Below are 11,728 nucleotides of genomic sequence, written 5' to 3' on the forward strand. Positions count from 1 at the left end.
GTGAGGTTCATTAATGGCGGAAGTTGAGCGGCACTCCTATGACGTCGTCGTCATCGGTGCCGGCGGCGCGGGTTTGCGTGCGGTCATCGAGGCACGCGAACGCGGTTTGAAGGTCGCGGTGGTCTGTAAGTCGTTGTTCGGCAAGGCGCACACCGTGATGGCCGAAGGCGGCTGCGCGGCCGCGATGGGCAATGCCAATCCGAAGGACAACTGGCAGGTCCACTTCAAGGACACCATGCGCGGCGGCAAGTTCCTGAACAACTGGCGGATGGCCGAGTTGCACGCCAAGGAGGCACCCGACCGCGTCTGGGAGCTGGAGACCTACGGCGCCCTGTTCGACCGCACGAAGGACGGCCGGATCAGCCAGCGCAACTTCGGCGGCCACACCTACCCCCGGTTGGCGCACGTCGGCGACCGCACCGGCCTTGAGATCATCCGCACCCTGCAGCAGAAGATCGTCTCGCTGCAGCAGGAGGACAAGGCCGAATTCGGCGACTACGAAGCCCGCATCAAGGTGTTCCACGAGTGCACCATCACCGACCTGATCAAGGATGGTGACCGCATCGCGGGGGCCTTCGGCTACTGGCGGGAAAGCGGCCGCTTCATCCTGTTCGAGACGCCCGCGGTGGTGATGGCCACCGGCGGAATCGGCAAGTCCTACAAGGTCACATCGAACTCGTGGGAGTACACCGGCGACGGGCACGCACTGGCGCTGCGGGCGGGCGCGACGCTGATCAACATGGAGTTCGTCCAGTTCCACCCGACCGGGATGGTGTGGCCGCCCAGCGTGAAGGGCATCCTCGTCACCGAGGGTGTGCGCGGCGACGGCGGGGTGCTGAAGAACTCCGAGGGCACCCGGTTCATGTTCGATTACATCCCGCCGGTGTTCAAAGGCCAGTACGCGGAGAGCATCGAAGAGGCCGACCAGTGGCTCAAGGACAACGACTCCGCGCGGCGCACCCCCGATCTGCTGCCCCGCGACGAGGTGGCCCGCGCCATCAACTCCGAGGTGAAGGCCGGGCGTAACTCACCGCACGGCGGCGTGTTCCTCGACATCGCGTCGCGGCTGCCCGCCGAGGAGATCAAGCGCAGGCTGCCGTCGATGTATCACCAGTTCATGGAGCTGGCCGAGGTCGACATCACCAAGGAGCCGATGGAAGTCGGTCCGACCTGTCACTACGTGATGGGCGGCATCGAGGTCGACCCGGACACCGGCGCGGCGAAGACGCCAGGTCTGTTCGCCGCAGGTGAGTGCTCCGGCGGTATGCACGGTTCCAACCGGCTGGGCGGCAACTCGCTGTCGGACCTGTTGGTGTTCGGCCGCCGCGCGGGGCTGGGTGCCTCCGACTACGTCAGGGCGCTGCCCGAGCGGCCGAAGGTGTCCGAGGACGCACTGGCGGATGCCGCCAAGCTGGCGCTGGCGCCGTTCGACGGGCCGACCAACGGCGACCGCGCGGAGAACCCGTACACGCTGCAACTCGACCTGCAGGACACGATGAACACCCTGGTCGGCATCATCCGCAAGGCCGACGAGGTGACCGAGGCGCTGGAGAAGTTGACCGAGTTGCGGGAGCGCTACAAGAAGGTCCAGGTCGAAGGGCACCGGCAGTTCAACCCGGGCTGGCATCTGGCCATCGACCTGCGCAACATGCTGCTGGTCAGCGAATGCATCGCCAAGGCCGCGCTGGAGCGCACCGAAAGCCGCGGCGGGCACACCCGCGACGACTATCCGTCGATGGACGCGTCGTGGCGCAAGACGCTGCTGGTCTGCCGCGCGGAGGGCGACCAGGTGGTGCCCGATGTCACCATCACCCGCGAGGACCAGGTGCCCATGCGGGACGATCTGCTCGAACTCGTCGACATCGAGGAACTCGAGAAGTACTTCACTGCTGAAGAGCTCGTCAACCACCCGGCAAGGAGAAGCTGAATGGCCTATCAAGCGAAGCTGCGGGTGTGGCGGGGCGACGAGGACGGCGGCGCACTGCAGGATTTCGCCGTCGACGTCAACGAGGGCGAGGTGGTGCTCGACATCATCCACCGCCTGCAGCAGACCCAGGCCGGTGACCTCGCGGTGCGGTGGAACTGCAAGGCGGGTAAGTGCGGTTCGTGTTCAGCCGAGATCAACGGCCGACCGAAGCTGATGTGCATGACCCGGATGTCGACGTTCGACCCGACCGAGACCATCACGATCACCCCGCTGCGGACGTTCCCCGTCATCCGCGACCTCGTCACCGATGTGTCGTTCAACTACGAAAAGGCCAGGGAGATCCCGTCGTTCACGCCGCCGAAGGATCTGCAGCCCGGCGAGTACCGGATGATGCAGGAGGACGTGAACCGGTCTCAGGAGTTCCGCAAGTGCATCGAGTGCTTCCTGTGCCAGAACACCTGCCACGTGATCCGCGACCACGAGGAGAACAAGAAGGCGTTCGCCGGGCCGCGGTACCTGATGCGGCAGACCGAACTGGACATGCATCCGCTGGACACGCATGACCGCCGTGCCGTGCAGGCACAGGAGGAGCACGGCCTCGGCTACTGCAACATCACCAAGTGCTGCACCGAGGTGTGCCCGGAACACATCAAGATCACCGACAACGCGCTGATCCCACTCAAGGAGCGTGCTGCCGACCGCAAGTACGACCCCGTGGTGTGGCTGGGAAGCAAACTGTTCCGCCGATGAGCGCTGAGCGCGGGTAACCTGCATACAGCGGCCAATCAACGCGAGGACGAGAGGCAGCAGTATGACCCACAGCATCAACGACATTCGTACGGCGATCCGTGAGCTCAGCGCGCGGGCGGAGTTGGCGCGCAAAGAGGGCAGGCCAGCGGACGCCGAGGAACTCGAGCGGCGTATTCAGGGCTATCGCGAGGAGCTTGCCGCCCGCCCGTGACTAGGCGCCGAGCCGACGGAATGTGCTGCGGTGGAAGACAATGGGCGGCACATCTGCGTGCACCGTGATGTCGCTGACCCGCAAAATGACAATCGTGTGATCGCCCGCGGGCACCAGCTGTTCGATGGCGCTTTCCAGCCACACGCTGGTGCCCGTGACGAACACTGCGCCGGAATCCCTGGACACCGTGTCCAGACCCGCGAACCGGTCACCCGTCTTGGCGGCCAGTGTGCGGGCGGCTTCGTCGTGGGCTTCGCCGAGCACGCTGATGCCCAGCGCAGGCAGGCCCTTGAGTTTGGGCCACGTCTCCGAGGTGTTCTGTACACAGAACGAAACCAGCGGCGGGTCCAGCGACACCGGGACGAAGGTGCTGGCCGCCAGCCCCACCCGGACACCGTCGACTTCTGCGGCTATGGCGATGACGCCTGCCGGGAAATACCCGAACGCCTCCCGCAGGCTGGTGGGGCTCAGATCGTTGGATGCCATCGCTTCCATCTTCACACGCGGCACGGGTTGCGCACGGGCAGGTCGTCGGCCCGTAGCCCGGTCTGCGCGCCGGAAGCAATGAAATCTCGATGAGCGCAAAAGCCGTTCACAGTCCGGCCACGCCCGCCACCAGGGCCACACCGCCAACCACTGCCAGCAGTACCGCCACCTCGACCCGGCGCCGCGCCCGGATCCAGGTGTTGAACGCATCCACCCGCCTGACGGTGGCCTCCGGCGCCAGCAGATAGGCCAGCAGGGGAATCTCGATGAACGCGAAGGCAACGACGTTGAACATCAACAGCACCGCGACTTGCGTCATGGCCGCCGCACCCGAAGCCAGAATGACCGCCAGCGCGGCGAGATAGTCGATGGACGGCAACGCGATTCCCAGACCGGCGACGCCCGCCACCGCGAGCGATGGTCCGCTCAGCAGTTGTCTGGCCGGCCTCGCCAGCCTCGTCGGCCGCAAGTTCCACAGCCTGGGCACCGCGACGAACACCGCAGCCAGCAGCGCCACCACCCCGATCAGGATCTGAACGTTCGGCAGGGTGAAGTGGCGGGTGCCCAGCAATACCGGCCGGAACAGGAACAGGATCACCAGGCCGACCGTCAACCCCATCGCGAAACCGCCGCACAGGAATGCGAGCAGTTGCAGGGCCGGTCTCGGCCGGTTCAGCATCAGCACGGTCATCCCGATCCGGAATGGTTCGACGCTGACGGCAAGGGCCATCACCAGGACAGTCACCAACATCGGTATCTCCTGGAAACGCGCACCCGCCGGATTAGCCGTCCAGCCGGGCGAATTGGTCCTGCCGGTACTGCTCGACGCACACGGCACGTCGGATCTTGCCGCTCGTCGTCGTGGGAATCGACCCGGGTGCGACGAAAACCAGGTCCCCGACACTCAAGCCGTGCAGATTCGATATTGCGGAGGTGACGTCGCTCCTGACACCGCTGAGCCAACGCATCGCTTCCTCGTCGGAGTCGCCGCGCTTCTTCAGTTCGATGACGGTGACCAACTCCTCAGTGCTGTTCACCTGCACCGAGATTGCCGCGACCCGGCCACCGGTGATCTGCTGAACCGTCGCTTCGATGTCCTCCGGATAGTGGTTGCGGCCGCGGATGATCAGCAGGTCCTTGATTCTGCCGACGATGAAAAGCTCGCCGCCGGAGATGAAGCCGAGATCACCGGTTCGCAGCCACGGGCCGTCCGGTGTTCCCGGGGACGGATCGACGAGCGTCGCCCCGAACAACCCTTGCCCCTCCGGCGGTTTGCGCCAATAGCCTTCTGCCACATTGGCGCCGTGCACCCAGATCTCGCCGACCCGATCGTCGGGACTTTCCCGGCAGCTCTCGGAATCGACGATCCGCAGCGTCGGCGATTGCGGCACTTTGTATTTCACCAGTTCGGTGCCTGCACCCGCCGCACACCGTTTGACGCGGCCCTCCGACAACTCGTCGGGATCGAAGCGGGCCACTTCCGATGCCTCGCTCCAAGTGCCGCTTGCGACGAACACCGTCGCCTCCGCAAGCCCATACGACGGGCGCACCATGTTGTCACGAAAGTTGAAGTGCGCGAAGCGGTCAACGAAACGCTGCAAGGTGGCGGGCTGAACCCGTTCGGCACCGCTGATGATGCCGAGCACCCCGCCGAGGTCGAGTCCGGCCAGGTCGTCGTCGGTGGTTTTGCGGGCGGCCAGGTCGAATGCGAAGTTGGGCGCCGCGGACCACACCCGGGAGTTTTCGGCCAGCGCACGGACCCACCTCGCCGGGCGCTCCAAAAAGGCTACCGGAGAAGTCAGTTCGCCGCGGAAGCCACCCAGAATCGGCGCGCACACCCCCAGCACCAAGCCCATGTCGTGGTAGAACGGCAGCCAGGACACGATCGTGTCGATCGACTGACCCTTGAGATGCGACTCGACGAAGTAGCTGCGCATCAACTGTTCGAAGTTGGCCGCCAGGTTGCGGTGCGAGATCATCACGCCGGTCGGCGTTCGCGTCGAACCCGAGCTGTACTGCAGGTAGGCGGTGTTGGGCAGATCGGTTGTCCGCGAGAGGGGTTCGCCGACTGCATCCAGGTTCAGCGCATCGATCTCGACGACCTTCGGCACCGCCTCGAGGGCCGCCTTGTCGACGTAGTCGGCGACGTCCGCGGCGGCTGCCGACGTGGTCAGCACCACGGCGGGTGACGTGTCGACGAGGACCGCGCTCACCCGCTCGTGACTCGCACCGCGGTGCGGCAGCGGCAGCGGCACCGCGATCAGCCCGGCCTCCATGGCGCCCAGAAACGCCGCGATGTAGTCCAGGCCCTGCGGAGCCAGGATCACCGCGCGGTCCGCCGCCGACCCGTGCCTGCTCAGCTCGCGCGCCACATTCGTTGTGCGACGCGACAATTGCGACCAGGTCAGGTTCTCGGAGACGCCCGCGAAGTCGTCGGTGTAATCGGTGAAGGTGAATGCGACGTCGTCCGGACGCATGCTGGCGCGTCCGTGCAACATCGAGAGAATGGTCGACTGAGTCGAAGGCGTCACATCACGTCCGTAGTAACTCGTATTCGTCGGCGCAAGGTTGTGGTCAGCCGCCGCGGTGGTTCATCACGTACTGGAAGCCGGACAGCAGCTGCGACACCGGGTCGGAGCCGCCGCCGAAGGCGGCCTGGGTGGCCGGCGCCGTGACCGCCGCCGGGTCGTACCCGTGCACCGGATCCACCGTGATCGGAGCGGTCAGTGGATCGTCGTTGCGGGAATAGCCCGCGTCCACCATCGGCTTCAGCACGCCGTCGAGCCGGTCCAGGGTGCCCTCGTCCACTCCGAGGTATTTGAAGGGCAGCACCAGCGGAAGGTGCTGCTCGGGAATCAGGTACGTCGTCGTCTTCGCGCCCTTGGAGTTGACGGTCGTCCTGATGTTCTGCGGCGGCACGTTCTTGGGATTGGTGAACGCCACCGCGGTGTGCCCGGTCGCAAGGCCGACCACCGCGTTCAACAGCGACATCCAGTTGTCCGGCCTGTCCGGCCAGTCCGCGATGCTGTCGTAGGCGGACACGAATTGATAAGTGTCGTACTGGCTTTCCACCGGAGCGGGCATGCGGAAGTCGAGTGAGGGCACGACGCTGCCGACGGGGAACATCTGCCGCAGGAAGCTCGCACCGAACGCGTGCGTGGCCAACGGGTCGCCGTACGTGGCGAAGCTCAGCGTGTTCGGCGGCGGCGCGGTCGGATCGTTCGCCAGTTTGGCCTGAACGGCGTCGAGCACCATCGCGCCTTCGGACAACCCGATCGCGGTGCCGGGGCCACCGTCGCGGATCGCGGTTTCCAGGTTGCCCTCGCCCTCGTCGACCGATTCGCCGATGCTGGGGCCGTCGAGACCGAGGCCGGGGAACCCGTCGTCCAGCCTGCCGATGCCGGGGAACAACCGTTCCAGGGTGTGGCCCTGGACCTGACCGGCGGGATAGTTGACGATCTGCCGGTTCAGTCCGGGGAACCAGTCGGCGCCGGTGCGCTTGATGTACTCGTCGTAGGGAATGCCAAGCACGTGCGCGCCGCCAAGGGCGTACCCCCTGCCCGGCGTTCCGATCGGCGGCGGCCCGGCGCTTGGTGCGCCGTGGTCCGGTGTCCAGCCGGCTTGCGAGTCGTCGGCTGCGGCGATCCCGGAGCCGAAAGACCCTGCGGCGCCGACGGATACCAGCGCAGTGGCCACTGCGAGTAGTTTCCGCATTCCTGTTTTCACCTCGCTGACTGCCCCTGCGTACTGCGGCGACATTACTCCGCCTTCCCTGCGGTTGCCCGTGCCACGGGCGGTGCGCTCAGTCGTGACGGCCACCAGTTCGCCCGGCCCACCAGCGTGGCGATGGCGGGCACCGTGACCGTGCGCACCAGGAAGGTGTCCAGCAGGACGCCGACGCCGATCAGGAAGCCACCCTGGACCACGGTGGTGATGCTGGAGAACAGCAGACCGGACATCGAGGCGGCGAAGATCAGACCGGCCGCGGTGATCACCCCGCCGGTCGAGGTCAGCGTGCGGATGACGCCGTAACGCATGCCGTGCGGCGACTCGTCGCGCATTCGCGATACGAACAGCAGGTTGTAGTCCGCGCCCACCGCGACCAACACCACGAAGGCCAGTGGCGGCACACTCCAATGCAGTTGCTGGCCGAGCAGGTACTGGAAGGTCAGCACGGTTATCCCGAGCGCGGCGAAGTACGAGATGACCACGGAGCCAACCAAATACAGCGGTGCGATGATCGCCCGCAACAGCACCATCAGAATCAGCAGAACGACGATCAGGGTCATGATGATGATGAACCGGATGTCGTGTTCGTAGTAGTCACGGGTGTCGCGCAACGCGGCAGGAAATCCGCCCATGGAAATCTGGGCGTCGGCCAATTGGGTGTTCGGTTGCGCGCCCTTGGCGGTGTCGAGGATCTGGTTCACCTGGTCCATCGCCTCGGCGCTGAACGGATTGAGCTTCGTCTGCACCAGGTACCGGGCGGTGTGGCCGTCGGGTGAGATGAAGATCTTCGCGGCCTTCTTGAAGTCGTCGAGTTGCAGGATCTGGGCGGGCAGGTTGAATCCCGCCATCGACGAATCCGCCGCGTCGTGGCGCATCGCCAACAGGAACGCCGCCGCCTCGTCGAGTCCGGCGCCCATCAGCTTGACCTGGTCGACGAGTTGGTCCACTCCGCCTGCCACCTGCTTGCTGCCGTCGGCGAGCCGATTGGCGTCCTGCTTGACCTTCGTCAGGCCCGCCTGCAGCCCGCCGGGCCGATCGAGGCCCATCGACCGCACCGCCGAACTGAAGTTCGCCATCGCGTCGTTGAGTTGTTTCACCGTCGCGTTGAGGGACTCCTTGTCGCCGAATCCCTGCAGTTGCCCGGCCAGCGTGTTGATCTCGTCGAGGCGGCCGTCGTCCCGCGCGGCGACCAGCTTCTGGAACTGGGCGCGGGTATCGGCGCACGACGGGTTGGCGTCGCAGACGACGTTGCCGTTCAATGCGGTCAGCACCGGACCGACCCAGGCGAACATGTCCTTGACGGTGCTGAAGTTGACGCCCATCGCGTTGCCCAACTGGTTGACGCTCTGCACCAGCTTGGCCGCGGTCTCGACGTCCTTGACCAGCTTGTCGCCGCCGAGGTTGGTTCGCATCGACGAGAACGCGTCGATCAGCCGCTGCATGCTTGGCGCGATCTTGTTGATCTGGGTTCGCACGTCGCCGAGGCTGGCGGCCAGTGTGCCCGCACCGTCCGTCAGGCGGTTGAGATCCTTGGAGTTGTCACTGATCACCGCCGAACCGGTGGCCATCCGATCACCGACGATGCCCGCCTGGTAGGTGGCCCGAAACTCTTGCGGCACTTCACCTGTGGGGCGGGTCAGGCCGCTGACCAGACCGATGTTCGGCAGCTGGCTGACCCGCTGCGCCATCTGCTCGAGATCCGCGAGTGCCTGCGGGGTGCGCAGATCGCGCGGCGATTTGATCAGGATGTATTCGGGCACGGCCTGACTGATCGGGAAATGTCGCTCGAGCGCCGCATAGCCGATCGAACTGGGCGCCGACGGCCCGAGGGCCTTGCGATCGTCGTAGTTGTACTTCGCCAGCGTGGCGCAACTGGCGAGCAGCGCCAGGACGAGCAGGCTGCCGACCAGATGGGCCTTGGGGCGCCGCACGATGCGTACCCCCGACCGGCGCCACAACCGGCTGGTCAACTCGCGGCGTGGCTTGACCCAGCCGCGCGGCCCAGCCAGCACCAGGATGGCCGGGAGCAGGGTGATTGCGGCGAGGTACGCCACCGCGACGCCGATCGCGCACGCCACGCCGACGGTGGAGAACACCCCCATCTTGGCGAAACTGATTCCGAGGAACGTGATTCCGACGGTCGCGGCCGATGCGGTGATCACCTTGCCGATCGAGATCAGCGCCCGCCGCACGGCGTCGTTTAGATCGGCGCCCTGACGCAGATAGTCGTGGTAGCGGCTGATGAGGAACACCGCGTAATCGGTGCCTGCGCCCGCGATCATCGCGCTCAGGAAGATCACCGACTGGTTGGAGACCCCGATCCCGAACAGATCCGAGACCCCGGCCACCACGGCCTGCGCCGTCACCAACGACGCCCCGATCGCCGCGAGCGGCAGCAGCATCGTGATCGGGTTGCGGTACACCACCAGCAGGACCAGAAGGACCAGCACGCCGATCGCGATCTCGATCGGCAGCCGATCGTGTTGGCCGGCGATGGTCAGGTCGGCGACGGTGGCCGCAGGCCCGGTCACCTGAACGTCGAGGGAACTGCCCGCGGCGTTGTGCTTGACGATGTCGGCGACCCGGTTGTAGGCGTCGTAGGCGCGCGGTGTGCCCAACTCGCCCGCAAGGCCGACGGGTAGCACCCACGTCGTCTTGTCCTTGCTCGTCAGGAACGGACGAAGTTGGGGCGTGGTGAAGAAGTCCTGCACCATCACGACGTCGGTGACGTCGTCGCGCAACGCGTCGACCACCTTGCGGTAGGTGGCCTCGTCGCCCTGTTTGAGCCCGGATTGGTTGATGAAGGCAACGACGAGAAGGTTTTCCGAGCCCGACTCGTGAAACGCCTCGGTCATCTCCCTGGCGGCGACGCTCGACGGGGCGTCGTTGGGCAGGATGGCCAGCGGATGCCGCTGCGCCATCTCGTTGAGGCTGGGGAGGGTCAGTGGGAGCGCGACCGCTATCGCGACCCACACCCCCACCACCACCCAGGGCCACCGCACCACAAGATCGGCTAGCCGTCGCATATTGCCCTCACCCTCGTCCGCGAATCGCGCATCACTACGCGACGCGTCCCCAGTCCCCGCTCTCGGCGACACGTACCGTCACCGACTTCATCGCCTCCATGTAGCGGGTCACCGACTTGTCGGCGATGGGATTGTCGGGATGCATGATCGCCATCAAGGTGCCCTCGTTGTACCGGAATATGTAAATGGTCAATTGATAAGAGAACCGGCCGTCGGGGTAAATGCCGATATTGTTCGCCAACCCCATATCGGCGGCCGCGAGAATGGCGTTCAGGGGCGCGGCGCCGCCGTGCAGGAAATTCGACACCGGGAAATTGGGCTGCGGCCAGTTCAGCCACGGCGCCAACTCCAATACGCGGTAATATGGGACGCGCGCCATGTCGAGCCCGGAATCGAATGACACCTGCGCCGCCGCGGCGGCGTCGCTGAACGAGGTCGCCGCTATCGGAACGGTGATCGGGATCAAACCGGTAAACCATCCCTGCGTCATGAAATTGTCGCTGGCGGTCCGCGAATCCCGCGGCGTCAGACCGTAATACGTGAGCGCACCGGTGAATTCGTACTCCACCAACCCGAGACAGGCGAACAGGCCGCCGACGAAACGTGCGCCCGCCGCCGTACAAGCCGATTCGAAGCGCTCCGTCTGTGCGGCATCCATCAGAATTTCCGACGTCATGCCACTGCTGTTGGACTCCTGCGGATTACCCAGCGGAAGCGGGAATTCAGGAAACCCGTCGGTGTTGTTCTCAGCAAATTCAATCCATGCGCGCACGCCGGGCGAGTCCAGCGTCAACGCCGATGTGTGCTCACGCTCGCGTACACAGAAGTCGTCGAAACTGCCCGCGTCGGGAAGCGTGAGGGCCTGACCTCCCGCGCTGAGCGCCGAGTACATTCCGTTGGCTTCCAGCATCGTGGTGCCGATCAGCGTCGCATCGCCGTGCACGTGGTCCATGGCGGCGAAGAAGGTGAAGTGGTTCTCGTTCTGGATGATGCCGAACGTGAAGCAACCCCACTCCAACGGATTCGGTATGTCCACGGCGTGGGCGCGGATTTCGTCGACCGTCAGATGGCCCTGATCGACCGGCACGAATTCGATGTCCGCCGGGTCCTCGATGGCATGCCGGATGAAGTCACCGTCATCGGTTCGTTCGAACCAACTGCGGAAGGTGTCGTGCCGGCGCAGGTACGCGTTGACCGCGTGATCCATCGCCGTGATATCGCATTGTCCGGGTACTTCGCAGCTGGCGATGATTTGCCGGGAAAAGGTCAGCCCTGCGTCGGTGCGGTCGCAGTAGTTGCGCAGATGTTGGCGCTGCATATAGCTCACCGGCACGGAACTCACCGGGGCTCGGCGCGCTTTTTCGGCGGCCTCCGCCGTCGGATGCCATGAGGTGACCGAGCCCGAATTCAACGACCATTCATCAAGTGCGCCAACCGTGACTTTCCCGATTCGCAAAGTTCGGTCCTCCTATTCGGCCAGGTTTCGGGTCCGGCAGCACCCGTTGCTGCGCCAACATACCCTCGGTCCCCGAACGACGCCCCGCGCCGGTTGCCGGTCGGGCGGCGACAACGCGCATGCCTCAGGCGCGCATGCAATAG

At 65.4% G+C, this 11,728-nt stretch carries 9 protein-coding genes; 3 read left to right on the forward strand and 6 right to left on the reverse strand.

The features are described 5' to 3' along the window. Positions 1–13 precede the first annotated feature (13 nt). The 3 genes from C1A30_RS23490 to C1A30_RS35825 all read left to right on the forward strand — a co-directional run bounded on the left by C1A30_RS23490 (position 14) and on the right by C1A30_RS35825 (position 2,888). Complete coding sequence (locus tag C1A30_RS23490; protein ID WP_101950763.1) at positions 14–1,927, forward strand: fumarate reductase/succinate dehydrogenase flavoprotein subunit; 1,914 nt, start codon at positions 14–16, stop codon at positions 1,925–1,927. Continuing rightward, positions 1,928–2,677: a succinate dehydrogenase/fumarate reductase iron-sulfur subunit gene (locus C1A30_RS23495; RefSeq protein ID WP_101950764.1), complete on the forward strand. Its 750-nt coding sequence runs from the start codon at positions 1,928–1,930 to the stop codon at positions 2,675–2,677. Between the two features lie 61 nt (positions 2,678–2,738). Beyond that, complete coding sequence (locus C1A30_RS35825; protein ID WP_142392655.1) at positions 2,739–2,888, forward strand: glycoside hydrolase family 92 protein; 150 nt, start codon at positions 2,739–2,741, stop codon at positions 2,886–2,888. On the opposite strand, the gene C1A30_RS23500 is transcribed toward C1A30_RS35825, so the two are convergent. The 6 genes from C1A30_RS23500 to C1A30_RS23525 form a co-directional block, all read right to left on the reverse strand. Beyond that, entirely contained in the window at positions 2,889–3,374 is a 486-nt protein-coding gene (locus tag C1A30_RS23500; RefSeq protein WP_101952832.1) for a flavin reductase family protein, read from the reverse strand. Positions 3,375–3,480: 106 nt separating this feature from the next. Then, positions 3,481–4,125 (reverse strand): GAP family protein, encoded by a 645-nt coding sequence (locus C1A30_RS23505; protein WP_101950765.1) that lies wholly within the window; start codon positions 4,123–4,125, stop codon positions 3,481–3,483. A 31-nt stretch (positions 4,126–4,156) separates the two neighbouring features. Next, positions 4,157–5,905: an AMP-binding protein gene (locus C1A30_RS23510; RefSeq protein ID WP_101950766.1), complete on the reverse strand. Its 1,749-nt coding sequence runs from the start codon at positions 5,903–5,905 to the stop codon at positions 4,157–4,159. 43 nt (positions 5,906–5,948) lie between these two features. Beyond that, positions 5,949–7,088: an acyltransferase PE gene (gene pe, locus C1A30_RS23515; protein ID WP_101952833.1), complete on the reverse strand. Its 1,140-nt coding sequence runs from the start codon at positions 7,086–7,088 to the stop codon at positions 5,949–5,951. A gap of 44 nt (positions 7,089–7,132) precedes the next feature. After that, entirely contained in the window at positions 7,133–10,129 is a 2,997-nt protein-coding gene (locus tag C1A30_RS23520) for an RND family transporter (RefSeq protein WP_101950767.1), read from the reverse strand. Positions 10,130–10,163: 34 nt separating this feature from the next. Then, positions 10,164–11,585 carry a condensation domain-containing protein gene (locus tag C1A30_RS23525; RefSeq protein ID WP_101950768.1) on the reverse strand — a complete coding sequence of 474 codons (1,422 nt, stop codon included), beginning with the start codon at positions 11,583–11,585 and terminating at the stop codon, positions 10,164–10,166. Between the last annotated feature and the right edge of the window lie 143 nt (positions 11,586–11,728).

Source organism: Mycobacterium sp. 3519A (assembly GCF_900240945.1).
Taxonomy (GTDB): domain Bacteria; phylum Actinomycetota; class Actinomycetes; order Mycobacteriales; family Mycobacteriaceae; genus Mycobacterium.